We start from the raw sequence: 17,192 nt of genomic DNA, 5'->3' as shown, positions 1-17,192 counted from the left end.
AAAACCGCTTCGCACTTTTCCTGGAATTGCTTCACTTGGCACGGGCGCAATTCCGGACGGAAAACCGCTTCGCACTTTTCCTGGAATTGCTTTAGGCAATGAGCTCGGAGAAGCTCTTCGGCCGCTCCGACTTGGCGTCGCGTACGGTTGCGTAGTGAAGTCCGACGACACCGTTGTCGTAGTGTTCGCTGCCGATCAGCTGCAGTTCGTTCTTATCCCTCAGCCGGGCGAACCACGGTTCACCCGGCGAGACGACGGGATAGACGAAGAAGTGGTAGCGATCGACCAGCCCAAGGCCGATCACCGTCTGCGCCAGGCTGGCGCCACCCGAGAGATGGATATCGCCGCCGGGCTCAGCCTTCAGCTCCATCAGGTAGCGCGAAAGTGCGGCGTCGTCGGCAGCCACGACCTGTTCGGCATTGTGCCAGGGGCTGATTGCCTGCTCACCGGTGCGGGAGAACACAATCTTGCGGGAGTCGTGCATGCGTTTGGCCATCACGCGATTGGTCTCGCCGTTGACCTCATCGTTCAGCGCGCCGGGCCAATAGCCGACCATCTCCTCGTAGGTGGTGCGCCCGACGAGTACCGTGTCGTAGCCGGCATAGAGGCGGTCGATCGCCCGGTACTGCTCATCGACCACCGTGCCCATCCAGGCAAGCGGATCGTCGAGGCGGCCATCGAGCGTCGTCATCATCTGCAGGACGATGTTGCGCATGTCTTCGCCTCCTTAATGGGTTTGCTCGACGAGCCGGGCCAGTTGCTCCGCCACCGTTCCCCAGCCGTCGTGGAAACCCATCTCCTCGTGCATCTTCCGGTCCGCGCCGTTGCGGTGCATCACGTGGGCGGCGTACTCAGTGCCGGCCGGATGGTCGCTGAGCGTGATGATTGCCGTCATGAAGGCGTTCTCGGCCGGCCGCCAGCCGGCAACGAGCGTATCGGTGAAGACGATGCGCGAGAGTTCGTCGACCGCGAGGAAGCAGGCATTGATATGCGGCACGAACTCGCCGCCGCCTTCGCTGATCCGGGTCACGAAGCCGCCGCCCGGCTTCAGGTCCATATCGATCACCTTGCATATTGCCGGCGCCGGGACCCACCATTGCTCAAGCCGGGTCCGATCGCTCCAGGCGCGCCAGACGGTCGCGCGCGGCGCCTTGATGATGCGTGCCATCGTCAGGTCGAGTTCGGGATCTGGAGAGCGGATCATGTCATTCCTCCTCGTGTTCAGTGACGAATTTTTCCAGCCGGTCGGCACGGCCTTCCCAGAGCGCGCGCTGCGCCGAAAGCCAGGTCTCGACCACGGCGAATTGCGCCTTCTCGATGGCGCAGGTCCGCACCCGGCCCTGCTTGTGCGTGCGGATCAGGCCGCTGCCTTCCAGGAAGTGGATGTGCTTCATGAAGGACGGCAGGGCCATGTCGAAGGGTCTGGCGAGATCGCTGATGCTCGCCGGGCCGCCGCCGAGCCGCGAAAGCACGGCGCGCCGGGTGGGATCGGCGAGCGCCTGAAAGATCACGTCCAATCGGCCTGAATACTGTTCCATAAGGCTAAGTATCATGACCAAACACTTAGCGCAACAGCTAACTATTGAAGTCCTCCCCGACAGGCTCGAGCCACTTTGTCTCACGGCGCCGTGCCGTCGACCGCAGGTCGAGAGCCGAGACCATTTCCCCATTTCCCGCTGATATGTTTTACTTGCTGCACTTTGCGGGATCGACAAAGGTCAGGGGCCAAAGCTCGAATGATGCGCTTTCTTGTGTTCGCGGTCGCCGCGCTCATCGCATTCGACGGGAATGCAGCAGAGCAGAATTTCCCCGCCGATGGCGGTCTGATTTATTTCAACATGCCGACCGGCAACATCGGTTGCCAATACACGCCAGCCGGTGGCTCCGATGTTTATGTCCCGGAGGACGGCGGCCCGGAACTTGGCTGTGACCGCATCGAACCGACCTATCAGAGGTTCATTCTGGGAAAGGCGGGCAAGGCCCGACGATTCCAGAACGCGGGCGATACAGCATGCTGCGACGGCTCCCATATCCTGAGCTACGGCAACAGCTGGAAGAAGGGGCCGTTTAGCTGTCGGTCCAGCAAGACCGGGCTCAGCTGCGAGCGCAGTGACGGCCACGGTTTTTACATCAGTCGATCGAAGACCGACGTCTATTAGAGCGGCAGCAGGAAAGGTGCATACGGTTTGCCGCGCGCCCTGACTTCTGGTTGATGGCCAGAGCGGGTTTGGTCGCAATCCTGTCGCGTTAGCGCTGACGAGGCCAGCAAGGGGTCGCCGCAGCACGCGGTAGCTCGATCCGGCAGAAGATCAGCGCTCGCCTATCTCCTGCAGAAAAGTCTCCAGGACGCTGCGGCTCTGCGCCAGCTTTTCCGTCTTCTCTTCGACAAGCCGGATCTGCTCGTGCAGGGTGACGCGCAGTTCGTCGCAGGGCTCAAAGATCGGACCTTCTCCGCGAACGCACGGCAGGAACTGCAGGATCGTCGGAAGGGTCATGCCGCCGGCGCCCAGGAGTTTGATGCGCTCGACGGTTCTCACCTCCGCCAGATCATAGTCGCGATAGCCGCTTTCGGTGCGTCCAGGCTTCAACAGCCCTTCGGCTTCATAGTAGCGCAGCATCCGAATGCTGACGCCGGTGCGTTTCGACAGCTCGCCTATTTTCATTCCGGTCCCTTCGCCTCGCCCTTGACTCTGACAGCGCTGTCAGACCTTAGACCTATTGGCTCCTTCATGTGAACACACCCAGGAGCAAGACCATGCCGAACGAAACAAGCCTCTATCCCGCAGCGCTCAACGGCCGCCCGGCCAGCGCTGCCGATCTGATCCCCTTGGCTTTTGCCGGCTTCGCCCACTTCACCGCAATTCAGGTCAGGGACTGCAAGATCAGAGGTCTGGACCTGCATCTGAAGCGCCTCAGCAACGCCTCTCTCTCCTTCTTCGGCCGCGCGCTGCCCGACGAAGAGTTGCGCGCCCACATCAAACAGGCAATCGACGCAGGTCCGGCGGACCAGTCGCTGACGGTCACGATCTTTTCGCCGGACGGCGAGTTTACCGCCGACAGCATTCAGGGAGACCTCGCCGTTCTCGTGCGCAGCGGCCCACCCTCCAATGGCCCGAAGGGTCCGCTGCGGCTTGCCGTCATCGAGCACGAGCGACCACACCCCACGATCAAGCACGTCGGCGAATCCGGCAAGACCTATTACCTGCATCAGGCGATCAGGGCGGGTTTCGACGACGCCGCCTTCATGGACCGGCATGGTCGCCTCAGCGAAGCCAGCATCTGGAACCTCGTCTTCTGGGACGGCGAGGCGGTCATCTGGCCCAGGGCCGACATGCTGACCGGCACGATGATGGGTACGATCCAGCGACAACTCGAACGCCTGGCCGTGCCGCAGCGCCGGGAGGAAATTACCCTTAGCCGGCTCAAGGATCTCTCCGGTGCGGCCGTCATGAATTCATGGACGCCAGGCATTGCCGTCAGCGCCATCGGTTCGACGGCAATCCCGGAAGCAAAGGCGTTTCTGGATCTGCTGCACCGTGCGCATGCCGCAGAGCCGGCCGAGTCAGTTTAGGGCAGTTGAGTTTGGCCGAGGCGGACAAACCATGCTGCCGCGGCCTGCCTCAGCGCTTGCGAGCAACGATATAGGGACGGTTGTCGTTGCCTTTGGTCGCGTGGTTTTCGATGTCCAGAATGTCGAAGCCGGCAGCCGTTATCTCCTGGCTCAGCTCGATCAAGCCGAAGGTTCCTGCATAGGGTGCCTTTCCGAACGCGCGCATCGCCGGCAACAGCGCCAAACGGATCAGGGGGCTCATCTCCCCGACGCAGGGCGTCTTGGAGATGAACAGCCCGCTCGATGCGAGCAGGGCATGGATGCTGCCGAGCGTGCCCGAAAGGTCGCGCACCAGATGCAGATAGTTGAAGGCCAGGACCGCATCGTATTGCACGCGCTCGGCGGCCAGCGCTTCGGCCGTTGCGGCGCGGAAGACGAGGTTCGGCACCAGGTCGACGGCGTATCTCTCGCTGGCAATTGCGATCATCTCGCTGGAAAAATCGGTCGCAAGATAGTCCCGGACATCGCCTGCGAGCCGAAACGCCGTTGTCCCCGTGCCGCAACCGAGTTCCAGCACGCCGTCATCGGGCAGAAGCAGAGAGCGGGTACGGTCGAGCGTGCGCTCATATCCGGCCGGGTCCGCGATCGCCCCCTTGGCGTATCGCTGCGACGTCCGGTCCCAGAAACGCGCGTCACTCGCCGTCTTCATGCTGCCTGCTCCCCAGATCGCGACCAGATCTCCTCGGCACGGTCGAGGCCGGAGCCACGCCGGTCAAGGGATTCCGGCTACCGCGCAATCGTCAACAAATGGCGGAGATCGGACGGTCAATCAGCGAAGGCCCCTTCGCGCTAGGCCAGACGAACCCAATCGACGGTTTCAAGCACATAGGGCGCGAAGAGAAAGTCGCGGATCGCAGCGATCTCGTCCTCGCGCCAATCGAGAAGAACGAAATGCGCAGGCATCTCCATGGGCCCGGCGCTGTCGAAAACCAGCATGACCGGACGCCCCTCGATCGCACCGAGCGCGAACCGCCACCTCGTCTCCTCGGCATAGCGGGTGAAGTAGCGGCCAATGCCCTCACGGCCCTCCAGCCTCAGCCTGTTGACGAGCTCGAGCTTGACGTCTTCGGCCAGCATGGCGCGGATCGCATCGAAATCGCCCCCCTGAAACAGGCGCACATAGGTCGCCATCTTCTGCCGGTTGGCATCGGACATCAGCGGCAGCCGCATATCGTCCGGGCGATCCGCCAGTTGCCGGAGCGACGCGCGTCCGCGCTGGAGCGCCGACTTGGCAGCCGCCGGCGTGCAGTCGGCAATATCCGCGATTTCTTCGACCGAATGTCCGAGCACATCCTTGAGAATCACGGCGCAGCGCTGAAGTTCAGGCAGCTGCAGGAAGATGTGAAAGCCGACCGCAACGATGTCCGCTTCGGGCAGCGGTGCGTCCTCCAGATCATCGCGCAGCGGAACGACCCTGTGCCGGGACCGCCGGCGCAGGAAATCGAGGCTGGTATTGTGGGCGATGCGAAGCAACCAGCCCTCGAGATTGTCCACGACCACACCGTCCGCCCGCGCCTGCAGGGCCTTGATCAAGGTATCCTGCAGCACGTCCTCGCCGTCCACGGCCGAGCCGGTCATGCGCGCGCAATAGCGATGCAGCCGCGGCCTGAACTCGCGCAGGCGATCCTCGAAATCTTCCACGTTCATGTATCGAGCTCCATGGGCGCATTTCCAGGCGTCAGCCCATCGGCGACGACGGCACGATAACGCGGGTCCAAAGAAATGTCCGCCGCCTTCCGGCCACTGTCGGCGGGCGTCGGCGGCGGATCGACATCACCTGTTATCGCTGAACACGGCCTCGCCCAGGATCGACTCAAGGCTTGCCAATTCCAGGATCTGCGGGAAGTAGGCCTTCATCCGGGGATCGGCCCGCATCGCCTCAATGGCCGCCGGCGTCTCCCATTCCGAATAGATGATGACGCTGGCGCCGTCCTTGGCGGCGATCAGCCGGCTTGTGTGCCAACCGCCGAGCGTGCTGATCACGGTTTCGATGTTGCGCTTCAGGAGCGCAATCAATTGCGCCTGCTTGCCGGGTTCGACCTTCAGCAGATTGACGAGTGTGACAGGTTCGGTGGTCATCAGCGTGTCTCCTTTGCTACGGACACAGCAAAGACGAACCGGAGAGGCGAAACGGATCGCGCCGAAGAAGATTTTTTGCGGGTTGGCGCCAAGCGGGTTGGCAACGTCTTGATATTGATCGCTGTGGCAAGGGAGAGAAATGGCGGACAGAGAGGGATTCGAACCCTCGATACGCTTTCACGTATACACGCGTTCCAGGCGTGCGCCTTCAACCACTCGGCCACCTGTCCATCCGTCAGCAGCCGATGGTCAATCCGGCTGGATGGGAAGGGCGGGGCCCTTCGGTGTCGACCGGTGTAAACCGGCGGACGCGCGTCTATATACCGATGATTTGCTTGGGATCAACTGCTTTCTGACAGATTGTTGACATCTTGTGAAACGAGCGGCCCGTCGTCCCCATTGTGCATACCAGGCGGCACGCTTATCTCTTGCGCCGGGACGAGTGTCACGTCCCGGCAGCGTCCAGATGCCAGCTCGGCTCTGCTGCGATCCCCGCATAATTTCGCCACTGGGCCTTGTCCGAGACCCCTGCGATCGAAGAAGATGCCGCCGGGGCGTTGCGCTTGACCATGACATGACGCGACCAGTGACATGAAGGGATAATTGGACCGATGCGGTTTCTACTAAGGCTGGCGAGCGCCGTCGTGTTGTTTGCCGCCGTGCTTGCCGGCGCCGTCGACGCGATTCAGTCGGTCGCCGCATCGGAACTGGTGATGACCTCGCTTGGCGACGACCTGGAGGCGCTGGGCGCCGACACGGCGAGCTGGATCCAGTTTGCGCAGCGTTCCGATACGGCGCAGACGATCTGGCATTCGGTGCTGCATTGGCTGCTGATGCAGCCGGCCTTCGCCGTGCTGGCGCTGCTCGCGCTCGTTCTGTGGATGGTCGGTTACAAGAAGCGGCCGGCCGCGGGCCGCTTCGCCGCCTGATTTTTAGCGGAGCCCGTCTCTGCACCGACGAGGAGTATGCTGATGTTCCTGATCGACATGTTCAACAAGAAGACGATCATGCCCGATGCGCAGACAGCGCTGCCGGGTCGCGACGAGGCGATCCCGACGGCCGAGACGCATTTCGTCTCCGGGCGGCCGCTGAATGGCCCCTACCCCGACGGCACGAAGCAGGTCCTGCTTGGCATGGGCTGCTTCTGGGGCGCCGAACGGCTGCTCTGGAAGATCCCCGGTGTCTACGTGACGGCTGTCGGTTACGCTGGCGGGCTGACACGGAACCCGACCTATCAGGAGACGACCACCGGGCTCACAGGCCATGCCGAGGTGGTGCTGGTCGTCTATGATCCAGAGACGGTTCCGCTTGCGACCCTGCTCAAGACTTTCTTCGAGGAGCACGACCCGACCCAGGGCATGCGCCAGGGCAACGATATCGGCACCACCTACCGCTCGGCAATCTACACCTATGACGACGAGCAGCTGGCGGAGGCCAAGGCCGCGCGCACCACTTTCCAGGCGGCGCTGAAGTATTCCAACCATGGCGGCAGGATCACCACCGAGATCGGCGAGGCCGGCCCATTCTACTTCGCCGAGGACTATCACCAGCAATATCTGGCGAAGAACCCAAACGGCTATTGCGGCCTGCGCGGCACCGGGGTGAGTTGCCCGATCGGGTACTAGAGCGCCGTGCGTTCGACTGAACGCACAAAGGACGCCCTAGCACTTTGATTCTAGAGCATCTTTCCGCCTCCGGCGGTTCCACTCGAGAGCGGGATGCTCTAGACAGGCCGATGTGCTTGGCCTCAATCGACCCAAACCTTCACCATGATCGTTTCGTGTAAACAAACGCGGGATGCAGGCGGTAAGCCGCACACACTTTTCCTCATCCCGCTCCGACACCGGGGGGCCGCTTTGGGCCTCTCGAAAGCAAGCGCGATAGCCACAACCCAGAGGTCGCGCCGGATGGGCGCGCACACTTGCCGGCGATCTCAAAAGCGCAACAGAACCGGTGCCTTACGGGTACCGGCATCTGTGGGTTCAATTTTTACCATCTGAAAAATTTTGAGTGTTTTTTTGCCGTGACCGTGCAAGGATGCGCCACCCTAGCCCCAAGGAGAAGGGGGTGGGTTCCGCAGACAGGTTCCGTCAGGGAGCCGGCGGGAGGACCCAATAAGATCAATAGCGACAACAGGGCTGCACGATGAAAAAAACCATTCTCGGTCTCTTTGCCTTTTCGATGATGTCCGCGACGGCACTGGCCGCCGACATCAAGCCAGCGATCATCTACGATCTCGGCGGCAAGTTCGACAAATCCTTCAACGAGGCTGCCTTTAACGGCGCCGAAAAGTTCAAGACGGAATCGGGCGTCGAATACCGCGAGTTCGAAATCGCCAACGATGCCCAGCGCGAACAGGCGCTGCGCCGCTTTGCGAGCGACGGCAACAGCCCGATCGTCATGGCTGGCTTCAACTGGGCGGCTTCGCTCGAGAAGATCGCGCCGGAATATCCTGATATCAAGTTTGCGATCATCGACATGGTCGTCGAGAAGCCGAACGTCAAGTCGGTCGTCTTCAAGGAACAGGAAGGCTCCTACCTCGTCGGCGTTCTCGCCGGCCTCGCTTCGAAGTCGAAGACCGTCAGCTTCATCGGCGGCATGGACGTTCCGCTGATCCACAAGTTCGCCTGTGGCTACGTTGGCGGCGCCAAGTCGACCGGCGCTGACGTCAAGGTTCTGGAAGCCTACACCGGCACGACGCCGGACGCCTGGAACGACCCGGTCAAGGGCGGCGAAATCGCCAAGTCGCAGATCGACCAGGGCTCGGACGTCGTCTACCACGCAGCCGGCGGCACCGGCGTCGGCGTTCTGCAGGCAGCAGCAGATGCCGGCAAGCTCGGCATCGGCGTCGACTCCAACCAGAACGGCCTGCAGCCGGGCAAGGTCCTGACCTCGATGCTGAAGCGCGTCGACGTCGCCGTCTACGAAGCCTTCACGGCGGCCAAGAACGACAAGTTCGAGTTCGGCATTTCCAACCTCGGCCTCAAGGAAGATGGCGTCGGCTATGCGCTCGACGACAACAACAAGGCGCTGATCACGCCTGAGATGCTCGATGCAGTGGAAAAGGTGAAAGCCGAAATCATTGCCGGCAAGGTCGAAGTTCACGACTACATGAGCGACGAATCCTGCCCCTACTAAGAGCAGCACTTATGTAAATAGAAAGGCCGCCGGTTCGTTGGACCGGCGGCCTTTTTATTCCCGTTTGCCGTGGCGCTCGATCAGTAGTGCGGCGGCCGGGTGATCGCCGGCGCATCGAGCGATTGCTCCTCGAGCGACAGGAAACGCTCGGTCAGCCGGTCGAGCTTGGCGCGCGTCTGCTCCACCACCTTCCATTGCTCGGCGAGCTGGTCGGAAAGTTCCTCGATGGTCTTGGCCTGATGGGCCACCGTTTCCTCGAGGTGGGTGATCCGTTCGTCCGTCTTGTTCATGTCCGCCAACTCCGTCCTGCCACGCGCCGGCGCGCCCGCGCAGCACAATGGGATCTTGCCGGCAGATTGGCCATAGCCGGCATCATGTCAAGCAAGAGCCTCTCAGGCCTTCGCCGCCGCACCGCCCGACAGCGAAAATCCGGGATCCTTTGCCGAAAGCCGCTTGTGCAGATGCACCATCAGACCGGCGGCAAAGAGCGGCGTCAAAAGGTTGACGAAGGGCACCGCCAGAAAGGCCGCGAGCAGAAGGCCGGCGAGAAACACGGTGGAGCGGTGCTTCTCGCGGAAGAGCCGCGCCTCCGCCGGTGCACGATAGCGCATTGCCGCGAACTCGAAGAATTCGCGCCCGAGCAGATAGCCGTTGACCAGAAAGAAGGCGACGAGATTGACGCCCGGAACGAGCAGCAGGAAGAGCGCCAGCAGGTTGCCGAGGATGACAACGCCGAGAAACTTCAGCGATCCGGCGATCGCCTCGCCAAGCGGCAGCGGCCGGCCCTGCGGCTCGCTCGGATAGTCCCGCTTCTCGATCACCTCGGCAACATCGTCGAGGAAGAAGCCGGCGATCAGAGCGGTGACGGGGGCCAGAAGCAAAGCCAAGGCGAGCGCCAGCCCGAAGCTCGCGAAGATGCCGACGACGAAGGTCAGCCAACCGGCCCAGACGGGCGTGCCCGGCATCAGCGTATCGATCCACGGCAGCGCCAGCCAGATAAACACTTCGCGCACCGCAAACCAGAGCGCGACGAGCGCCAGTATCGTCAGGCCCAGCACCTTCCAGAAAACCGATCGGGTCTCGGGCGCAAGGAGATTGGCAAGCGAAAGTCGCGCCGCGTCCAAGATCATCTTCGCTCTCCAGTATGGCCCAAGGTTCGATGATGCATGTAGGCAGAGGCACCACCGGCGACAAGACACGCGCGGCGGAAGCCAGTCTTTATGCAAGATTCACGCGCCTCTTCTAAGGGAAGCATGGAAAACGCCAAGGGCGGCGATATTGTAGACGTAGCGGACAGCAGCAGCAGGCAAGAACAGCATTCCGCGGAGGATGACATGACAGAACAAAAGACACTCGCCAGCCTTTCCGTGCTGGTGCAGAGCGGCAAGCTGGACCCCGTGGACCTCGCCAAGCAAACCTATGCGGCGATCGACGCACACGGCGACTATGCCATCTTCGTCGAACTGACACCTGAGCGCGCGACGCGGGATGCCGAGGCCGCCTCGAAACGCCTCAGGGCGGGACGCTCGCTCGGCCTGCTCGACGGCCTGCCGGTCGCGTGGAAGGACCTCTTCGATGTGGCCGGCAGCGTCACGACCGCCGGCTCGAAGGTGCTGCAGACGCACGCCCCGGCCAGGAGCGACGCTCCGGTCGTTGCCGCCGTTGCCGCAGCCGGCATGGTCAGCGTCGGCCGCACCAATATGAGCGAGTTCGCCTTTTCGGGCCTTGGTATCAACCCGCATTACGGCACGCCGAGGAACCCCGCGGCCACCGACGTCGAACGCATTCCCGGCGGCTCGTCGTCAGGCTCGGCGGTCGCGGTCGCGGCCGGCCTGGTGCCGGCGGCGATCGGCACCGATACCGGTGGCTCCGTCCGCATCCCCGCGGCGATGACCGGCATTGTCGGTTACAAAGCAACACGCGGCCGCTACACGATGAAGGGCGTCTTTCCGCTGGCTGAAAGCCTGGATTCGCTTGGGCCCCTTTGCCACACGGTGCAGGACGCCGTGTGGGTGGACGCTGCCATGCACGGGCTGACGGCCCCGACGGTGCGCCGCGCCGACCTCTCCGGCGTCGCGCTGGTGATCCCGGAAACGGTGGTCTTCGACGATGCGGAGACGGAAGTCGTCGAGGCGTTCGAGGATGCCATCAAGCGGCTTGAAAAAGCCGGCGTTGCCGTCAGCCGCCGCGCCTTCCCGACCTTCTCGGCGGTCTTCGGGCTGATGGCCCGCCACGGCGCCCTGGTGACGGCCGAGGCCTATGCGCTTCATCGCGAGCGGCTGGCCGGGCACGAGGCCAATGAGATCGATCCCCGTGTCGTTGCCCGCACCAGGCTCGGCGAGAAGATCACCATGCCCGACTACATTGCCCTGCTCGACGCGCGCGACCAACTGATCCATGAGACGGTCGACAGCCTGAAGCCGAACGAGCTCATCGCCCACCCGACCCTGCCGCATGTAGCGCCGCCGATCGCGCCGCTGATCGAGGACGACGAGCTGTTCTTCAAGACCAACGCCAAGACGCTCCGCAACACGTCGATCGGCAACTTCCTGGATTTCTGCGGCATCTCCATTCCGTGCGGTACCGGTGCGGCGGAAATGCCCGTCGGCTTCCAGCTTGCAACGCCGCATCACCAGGACGATCGGCTGCTCTCCGTCGCGCTCTCGGCCGAAGCAATTATTCGGGGCGAAGCATGATCGTCTGCTTCGACATCGGCGGCTCGGCGATCAAGGGCGCGATCGTGCATTCGCGCGACCGGATCTTTCCGCTACCGCGACGGACGACGCCGCTCAGCAACTTCCGCCAGTTCGTTGAGGTGCTCGAATCGGTCCTGGACGAAGCGGGCGGACACCCGGATTGCGTGGCGATCTCGATCACCGGCGTCATCGATCCTGAGACGCGGCGGATCAAATGCGCCAACATCCCCTGTATCGACGGGCGCGAACTGGTCGCCGAACTCGAGGCGGCGCTGCACCTGCCGGTGAAGATCGCCAATGACGCCGACTGTTTTGCACTGGCCGAGGCCGGCGCGGGTGCGGGACGCGGCCATCGCATTGTCTTCGGCGCCATTCTCGGCACCGGGGTCGGCGGCGGCCTGGTGATCGACGGCCGGCTGATCAATGCCGATGGCGGCTTTGCCGGCGAATGGGGGCACGGCCCGGCGATCGCGGCCGAGGCCGGTAACCCGCCGATCACCATTCCCGCCTATGACTGCGGCTGCGGCCTGAAGCGCTGCGTCGATACCGTTGGCGGCGCGCGCGGGTTGGAGCGGCTGCACCAGACCGCCCATGGCAAGACGCTTTCAAGCCATGAGATCATCGAGGCCTGGAAGGCTGGGGATGCAGAGGCAAAGCGCACGGTCGATCTGCTCGTCGATCTCGTGAGTTCGCCTTTGGCACTCGTCATCAACATCACCGGCGCGACGATCGTGCCTGTCGGCGGGGGACTCTCCAATTCCGAGGAACTACTCGCCGAAATCGACAGGACAGTGCGTAGCCGGATTCTCCGGCAGTTCGACCGGCCGCTGGTGGTGCGTGGTGAATGCCGGGTCGAGCCCGGATTGATCGGCGCGGCGCTGCTTGGCCTCGGCGAGGAGAAGATATGAGCGACATCAAACTCGAAGTCTGCGTCGACGATGCGGACGGGCTTTATGCGGCGATCGAAGGCGGCGCCGACCGGATCGAGCTCTGCGCCGCCCTGTCCGTCGGTGGCCTGACGCCCAACCCCGGATTGATGGCGCTGGCCGGTCCGCCGCCGGTGCCCGTTTACGCAATGATCCGCCCGCGCCCGGGCGACTTCGTGTTTTCAGCCGCGGACCTCGACGTCATGCGTCGCGATATCGACGCGGCACGGGATGCGGGCCTGGCGGGCGTCGTGCTCGGCGCCTCGCTTGCCGACGGGCGCCTCGATACGTCGATGCTGATCAAGCTCACAGGCCATGCGGCCGGACTCAGGATGACGCTGCACCGCGCCTTCGACCTGGTTCCGGATTTCACCGAGGCGATGGAGGTGGCGGTCGAGCTCGGCTTCGAACGCATCCTGACCTCGGGCGGTGCCAGGAGCGCACCGCAGGCGATCGATCGATTGGCCGAAATTGTCGATCTCGCCAAGGGCAGGCTGTCGATCATGCCGGGGTCCGGCGTCACCCTCGATACGGTCGATGCCCTTCTCGACCGGGTGACCGTCAGCGAAGTGCACTCCTCCTGCTCCGTTCGTGAGCCGGCTCAGGATCCGCGATTGGTCGAAATGGGCTTCGTTTCGGCCGACCGGCGCCGCACCGATGCGGAAACGGTCCGGGCGATGAAGGCGAGACTTTCAGCGCGCTGAGACACCGTTGCCCGAAATGAAAAGCCCCGGACAACGTTTGCGCTGTCCGGGGCTTTTGCTTGATGCGTTATGATCAGGCTGCGTAGACCTGCGTGCCGCCGATCCAGGTAGAGCTCATGCCGAGCTCCGGCGTCAAAAGCACGAAATCCGCATCGGCGCCGGGCTTCAGCCGTCCCTTGTGGGTGGCGAGACCCATGGCATCGGCCGGATAGGCGGAGGCCATCCGCAAGGCTTCTTCCACCGGCAGGCCGAGCTTGTCGTGCACGAAACGGACCGACGACAGCATGTCGATGTCGGCGCCGGCGAGCGTACCGTCGGCAAGCGTCAGGCGACCGCCTTCGCGCAGGATCTCGCGGCCGTTCAGCTGGAAGCTGGTCATGTCCGTGCCGATCGGCGACATCGCGTCGGTCACCAGGAAGATCTGGCCCGGGCCGACTTTTGCGCGCAGCGCCACGCCCATCGAGGCCGGCTCGACATGGTAGCCGTCGGCAATCAGGCCCGCATGCAAGGTGCCGGTGGCAAGTGCCGCGCCGACCACGCCAGGCTCGCGATGGCCAAGGCCGCTCATGGCGTTGAAAAGATGGGTCACCGTCCTTGCGCCCGCCTTGGCATAGGCGACGGCAGTTTCGTAACCGACATCGGTGTGGCCGAGGCTGACGACGGCGCCGGCTTCGGCCAGCGCCCGCACCTGTTCCCGGGTGGCGTTTTCCGGGGCGACGGTCACCATCAGCACGCCGAGCGCCTTGGCGCAATCGAGCATTTCGGCGAGATCGGCATCGTCCATCGGGCGGATCAGCTTCGGATCATGGGCGCCCTTGCGTGCGACCGAGAGATGCGGACCTTCGAGATGCAGCCCGAGGAAACCCGGCACGCCAGCGGCCTTGGCGTCGAGACCCGCCTTGATGGTGGCGCTTCTGATTTCGCGTGTGTCGGTGATCAGCGTCGGCAGCAGTGCGGTGGTGCCGAACTTGGCATGCGCCGAACAGATCTGCCGGATACCCTCGACGGACGGTTCTTCGTTCAGAAGCGCACCACCGCCGCCGTTGACCTGCAGGTCGATGAAGCCCGGCACGAGCAGCATGCCATGCGCATCGATTTTTTTGGCATCGGCGGGGACGTCCGCCACTGCCACGATCGCCTTGACGCGGCCGGCCTCGATCACGAGAGCACAGCCGTCATGCCATTCGACGCCGTCGAACAGGCGGGCGCCGGTGATTGCTTTCCTCTCGCTCATCTCGTCTCCGTTACCTTCTTGAGGCTCGCCGGTGCGTCGGGGTTGAGACCGCGCGAGCGCGACCAGGCTTCGACGAAGCCATAGAACGGCAGGATCAAGGTCAGCGCGTCGGTGATCGGGTGGCCCGTCTCGACGAACGGCAGGCGCTTGGCCTTGCCGGCAAGGCTCGATGTAACATGAACCACTGCGCCCTTTTCGGCCATACCGTCGGCAATGCCGGCGACCGAAGTTTCGGCTGCATCACGGGCCGCAAGCGTCAGCACCGGGAACTTGGCGCCGACGAGCGCCACCGGCCCGTGCAGAACTTCGGCCGCGGAATAGGCTTCCGCATGCATGCCGGAGGTTTCCTTGAACTTCAGCGCCGCCTCGCTGGCGATCGCAAGCGCCGGGCCACGGCCGAGCACATAGAGCGATTCCGCCTCGCCGAGATCGTCGGCAAAGGCCTGCCAGTCGAGCTTGACGGCCTTCGCAAACTGGTTCGGCAGATCGGTGACTGCCCGCTTAAGCGCTGCGTCACCGGTCCATTCGCCGAGCACGGCAAGGCCGGCGACGATCGAATTGACGTAGGACTTGGTGGCCGCAACGGCGATTTCCGGACCGGCGAGAATGTCGAGAGGGTTGGTGCAGGCCTCGGAGATCGGCGAGGGCAGCGTGTTGGTGAGCGCGATCGAGACGGCGCCGGCATCGGTCGCGGCCTGGGCCATAGCGACGATATCCGGGCTCTTGCCCGACTGCGAAATCGCGATCGCCGCGGCACCGCCGAGCTTCAGCTTGGCGCCGTAGATCGAGGCGAGCGACGGGCCGAGCGAGGCGACCGGTCGACCGGCCTGCAGCTCGATCGCATATTTGAGGAAAAGCGCGGCATGATCGGAGGAGCCGCGGGCGATCGTGACCAGGAAGGCCGGATCCTTGACGCGGAGTGCCGCGCCGGCGGCCTTGAGCTGATCGGCCGAGCGTTCCAGCAGGCGCTGGGCGGCTTCGGGGATCTCGTCGATTTCTCGGCGCATATTGGTCTGCATGGTCAATTCCTTTCTGCGGGCGGTCGCTTTAGGATTCCGACAGCGTCAGTTCCGCGACAAAGTCATAGGCATCGCCCCGGTAGAGCGAGCGGGTGAATTCGACGACGCGTCCCGATGCGAGATAGGAGACGCGTTCGATGGAAAGGCCGGCCGAGCCAACGGCAACGCCGAGCATCGAGGCATCCGGGTCCTTGATGTTGCAGGCGGAGATGCGCTGAACGGCACGAACCGGACGGGACCGCGTCTTGTCCAGCGCCGAATAGAGCGACGAGGTAACGGCCTGCGGGTCCGGCAGGAACTCCGCGGAGATGCTGGCGCGCTCGATCGCAAGCGGCATGTCGTCGGCGATTCGCAGGCGCCCGAGACGGGCAACCAGCGCGTCAGCGGGAAGGCCAAGCGCCATCATCTCATCCGGCGAAGGATGAAACAGGCCGCGTTCCAGCCAGCGCGCATGGGTGTTCAACCCGCGGCGCGCCATGTCTTCGGTGAACGACGTCAACCGCGACAGAGATTGCTGCACCTTGGAGACCGGCTTGACGACAAAGGTGCCGGAACCGTGGCGGCGAACCAGCAGCCCATCGCGCACCAGATCGTCCACCGCCTTGCGCACGGTCACGCGGCTGATGTTGGCATAGTCGGCAAGGTCGCGCTCTGGCGGCAAGGCGTCGCCATGGTTGAGCTTGCCCGACTGGATTGCGTCTTCGAGCGATTGCCGAAGCTTGAGATAGAGCGGCCCCGATCCTCCGGACAGCAGGCCCTCGAGCGGCAGAATGGAAGCGAGCTGGTGCGTCATGCACTCGCCCTCGCCTGTGAGCCAAACCGTTGCGCGGCCAGAGCGACCGACCCGGTCAGTGCGTCCGCCTCGGCCTCGACGAGCAACGCCTGATGGCGCTCGGCAAGCCAGGGGCGATAGAGCGGCGCCAATCCGCCAAGCAGACACAGCCTCTCGCAGCCTCGTGCAACCACGACATCCAGCGCCTCATCCACCGTAAGTGCGGCGGCCTTCAGGATCCGCACGGCGACGGGATCGCCTGCGGCAGCCCCTTCGAAGACCCGCGGCGCATAGCGGCCGAACTCGCCGGGCTTCGCAAGACGGGCAAAATCGACGACATCGCGCGCGTCGTTGTTGAATTCGGCCAGAACGCTATCCGTGACCGCGGAAGCTGCATGAATACTGTCGAAGGCAAGCAGGCTTTCCTGCAGAAGCGCATGGCCGATGCGGGCTCCGCTGCCATGGTCGCCGATGGTGAAACCCCAGCCGCCGACATAACTGACCGTATCTCCCTGGCGCAAAATATAGATGGTGCCCGTACCGAGGATGGCGACCGCGCCATCCTGGTTGCCGAGCGCACCCTGCAGCGCGATCAAACCGTCGGATTCGATATCCGCGGCGGCGAAGGGCAGACGACGCTTTACGTAATGCACGGCATCGCCGACATTATGTCCGGCCACACCGACGATCGCCTTGGCGGCGGCAATGCCCTCAGGATCGAGGCCCGCCTCTTCAAAGGCTGCGCGGGCGGCTCCGCCGATATTGGCGAGCGCGGTTTCCGGGTCTGTCAGGATATTGGCGGCGCCGGCCTTGCCACGCCCGAGAATGCGCCCATCTGCCGTTGCCACGGCAGCCCGGCAGCTCGTCCCGCCCCCGTCGATTCCTATCAGGTAATTTGTCATGAGTACCTCCGCCCATTGAGGATACCAAAAAAATACCAATAACCAAGTCTGAATCCGCCCACGCTTTCGATTTCGTTGCAATTCATTGAAATTTAAAGACTAATTTAGACGA

21 protein-coding genes and 1 tRNA gene are annotated in these 17,192 nt (G+C 63.5%); 8 read left to right on the top strand and 14 right to left on the bottom strand.

From position 1 onward, the window contains the following. Positions 1-91: 91 nt before the first annotated feature. From ACTJKE_RS20740 to ACTJKE_RS20730, 3 genes are read right to left on the bottom strand one after another with little or no spacing between them, the layout of a single operon-like run. Complete coding sequence (locus tag ACTJKE_RS20740) at positions 92-715, bottom strand: dihydrofolate reductase family protein (RefSeq protein WP_057247795.1); 624 nt, start codon at positions 713-715, stop codon at positions 92-94. 12 nt (positions 716-727) lie between these two features. Continuing rightward, on the bottom strand, positions 728-1,204 hold the full coding sequence (locus tag ACTJKE_RS20735) for an SRPBCC family protein (RefSeq protein ID WP_057247794.1): 477 nt from the start codon (positions 1,202-1,204) through the stop codon (positions 728-730). Between the two features lies 1 nt (position 1,205). Then, positions 1,206-1,538: an ArsR/SmtB family transcription factor gene (locus ACTJKE_RS20730; RefSeq protein WP_057247793.1), complete on the bottom strand. Its 333-nt coding sequence runs from the start codon at positions 1,536-1,538 to the stop codon at positions 1,206-1,208. A gap of 198 nt (positions 1,539-1,736) precedes the next feature. On the opposite strand from ACTJKE_RS20730, the gene ACTJKE_RS20725 reads away from it, so the two are divergent. Beyond that, positions 1,737-2,159, top strand: coding sequence for a DUF6636 domain-containing protein (locus ACTJKE_RS20725; RefSeq protein WP_113399017.1), 423 nt, complete (start codon positions 1,737-1,739; stop codon positions 2,157-2,159). A gap of 150 nt (positions 2,160-2,309) precedes the next feature. Here ACTJKE_RS20725 and ACTJKE_RS20720 read toward each other — a convergent pair whose 3' ends face one another. After that, positions 2,310-2,663 carry a MerR family transcriptional regulator gene (locus ACTJKE_RS20720; RefSeq protein ID WP_057247792.1) on the bottom strand — a complete coding sequence of 118 codons (354 nt, stop codon included), beginning with the start codon at positions 2,661-2,663 and terminating at the stop codon, positions 2,310-2,312. Positions 2,664-2,755: 92 nt separating this feature from the next. On the opposite strand from ACTJKE_RS20720, the gene ACTJKE_RS20715 reads away from it, so the two are divergent. Beyond that, positions 2,756-3,571 carry an aminotransferase class IV family protein gene (locus ACTJKE_RS20715; protein ID WP_058326177.1) on the top strand — a complete coding sequence of 272 codons (816 nt, stop codon included), beginning with the start codon at positions 2,756-2,758 and terminating at the stop codon, positions 3,569-3,571. A 49-nt stretch (positions 3,572-3,620) separates the two neighbouring features. Here ACTJKE_RS20715 and ACTJKE_RS20710 read toward each other — a convergent pair whose 3' ends face one another. From ACTJKE_RS20710 to ACTJKE_RS20695, 4 genes are all read right to left on the bottom strand, one after another. Continuing rightward, positions 3,621-4,259, bottom strand: coding sequence for a class I SAM-dependent methyltransferase (locus tag ACTJKE_RS20710; RefSeq protein ID WP_058326176.1), 639 nt, complete (start codon positions 4,257-4,259; stop codon positions 3,621-3,623). A 140-nt stretch (positions 4,260-4,399) separates the two neighbouring features. Beyond that, complete coding sequence (locus ACTJKE_RS20705) at positions 4,400-5,257, bottom strand: sigma-70 family RNA polymerase sigma factor (RefSeq protein ID WP_113512238.1); 858 nt, start codon at positions 5,255-5,257, stop codon at positions 4,400-4,402. Between the two features lie 126 nt (positions 5,258-5,383). Beyond that, positions 5,384-5,689, bottom strand: a complete 306-nt coding sequence (locus ACTJKE_RS20700; protein WP_057247789.1) for a putative quinol monooxygenase — start codon at positions 5,687-5,689, stop codon at positions 5,384-5,386. A 140-nt stretch (positions 5,690-5,829) separates the two neighbouring features. Beyond that, a tRNA-Ser gene (locus tag ACTJKE_RS20695) sits at positions 5,830-5,919 on the bottom strand. Positions 5,920-6,300: 381 nt separating this feature from the next. Here ACTJKE_RS20695 and ACTJKE_RS20690 point away from each other — a divergent pair. The 3 genes from ACTJKE_RS20690 to ACTJKE_RS20680 all read left to right on the top strand — a co-directional run bounded on the left by ACTJKE_RS20690 (position 6,301) and on the right by ACTJKE_RS20680 (position 8,827). Further along, positions 6,301-6,618 (top strand): hypothetical protein, encoded by a 318-nt coding sequence (locus ACTJKE_RS20690; protein WP_057247788.1) that lies wholly within the window; start codon positions 6,301-6,303, stop codon positions 6,616-6,618. 42 nt (positions 6,619-6,660) lie between these two features. Beyond that, a complete protein-coding gene (msrA, locus tag ACTJKE_RS20685) occupies positions 6,661-7,314 on the top strand; it encodes a peptide-methionine (S)-S-oxide reductase MsrA (protein WP_058326263.1) in 654 nt (217 codons plus the stop codon). A gap of 520 nt (positions 7,315-7,834) precedes the next feature. Continuing rightward, positions 7,835-8,827, top strand: coding sequence for a BMP family lipoprotein (locus ACTJKE_RS20680; protein ID WP_057247787.1), 993 nt, complete (start codon positions 7,835-7,837; stop codon positions 8,825-8,827). Positions 8,828-8,907: 80 nt separating this feature from the next. On the opposite strand, the gene ACTJKE_RS20675 is transcribed toward ACTJKE_RS20680, so the two are convergent. Continuing rightward, positions 8,908-9,117 (bottom strand): SlyX family protein, encoded by a 210-nt coding sequence (locus ACTJKE_RS20675; RefSeq protein WP_057248228.1) that lies wholly within the window; start codon positions 9,115-9,117, stop codon positions 8,908-8,910. A gap of 102 nt (positions 9,118-9,219) precedes the next feature. Beyond that, complete coding sequence (locus ACTJKE_RS20670) at positions 9,220-9,957, bottom strand: sulfate transporter family protein (RefSeq protein WP_058326173.1); 738 nt, start codon at positions 9,955-9,957, stop codon at positions 9,220-9,222. 204 nt (positions 9,958-10,161) lie between these two features. Here ACTJKE_RS20670 and ACTJKE_RS20665 point away from each other — a divergent pair, with 204 nt between their 5' ends. The 3 genes from ACTJKE_RS20665 to ACTJKE_RS20655 are packed head-to-tail and all read left to right on the top strand — an operon-like array spanning position 10,162 to position 13,153. After that, positions 10,162-11,523: an amidase gene (locus ACTJKE_RS20665; RefSeq protein WP_058326262.1), complete on the top strand. Its 1,362-nt coding sequence runs from the start codon at positions 10,162-10,164 to the stop codon at positions 11,521-11,523. Beyond that, positions 11,520-12,431 carry an ROK family protein gene (locus tag ACTJKE_RS20660; protein WP_058326172.1) on the top strand — a complete coding sequence of 304 codons (912 nt, stop codon included), beginning with the start codon at positions 11,520-11,522 and terminating at the stop codon, positions 12,429-12,431. The genes ACTJKE_RS20665 and ACTJKE_RS20660 overlap by 4 nt, the downstream gene beginning before the upstream one ends. After that, positions 12,428-13,153, top strand: a complete 726-nt coding sequence (locus tag ACTJKE_RS20655; protein WP_058326171.1) for a copper homeostasis protein CutC — start codon at positions 12,428-12,430, stop codon at positions 13,151-13,153. The genes ACTJKE_RS20660 and ACTJKE_RS20655 overlap by 4 nt, the downstream gene beginning before the upstream one ends. 73 nt (positions 13,154-13,226) lie before the next feature. Here ACTJKE_RS20655 and nagA read toward each other — a convergent pair whose 3' ends face one another. The 4 genes from nagA to ACTJKE_RS20635 are packed head-to-tail and all read right to left on the bottom strand — an operon-like array spanning position 13,227 to position 17,080. Further along, positions 13,227-14,387, bottom strand: a complete 1,161-nt coding sequence (gene nagA / locus ACTJKE_RS20650) for an N-acetylglucosamine-6-phosphate deacetylase (RefSeq protein ID WP_058326170.1) — start codon at positions 14,385-14,387, stop codon at positions 13,227-13,229. Further along, complete coding sequence (locus tag ACTJKE_RS20645; RefSeq protein WP_058326169.1) at positions 14,384-15,406, bottom strand: SIS domain-containing protein; 1,023 nt, start codon at positions 15,404-15,406, stop codon at positions 14,384-14,386. The genes nagA and ACTJKE_RS20645 overlap by 4 nt, the downstream gene beginning before the upstream one ends. 28 nt (positions 15,407-15,434) lie before the next feature. Beyond that, on the bottom strand, positions 15,435-16,199 hold the full coding sequence (locus ACTJKE_RS20640) for a GntR family transcriptional regulator (protein ID WP_058326168.1): 765 nt from the start codon (positions 16,197-16,199) through the stop codon (positions 15,435-15,437). Beyond that, on the bottom strand, positions 16,196-17,080 hold the full coding sequence (locus ACTJKE_RS20635) for an N-acetylglucosamine kinase (RefSeq protein WP_058326167.1): 885 nt from the start codon (positions 17,078-17,080) through the stop codon (positions 16,196-16,198). The genes ACTJKE_RS20640 and ACTJKE_RS20635 overlap by 4 nt, the downstream gene beginning before the upstream one ends. Positions 17,081-17,192 lie beyond the last annotated feature (112 nt).

Origin of the sequence: Ensifer sp. 22521, assembly GCF_052044795.1 — a bacterium.
Classification (GTDB): Bacteria; Pseudomonadota; Alphaproteobacteria; order Rhizobiales; family Rhizobiaceae; genus Ensifer.
Note: the sequence above shows the minus strand (reverse complement) of the source record. Positions and strands in the feature narration are given on the sequence as shown.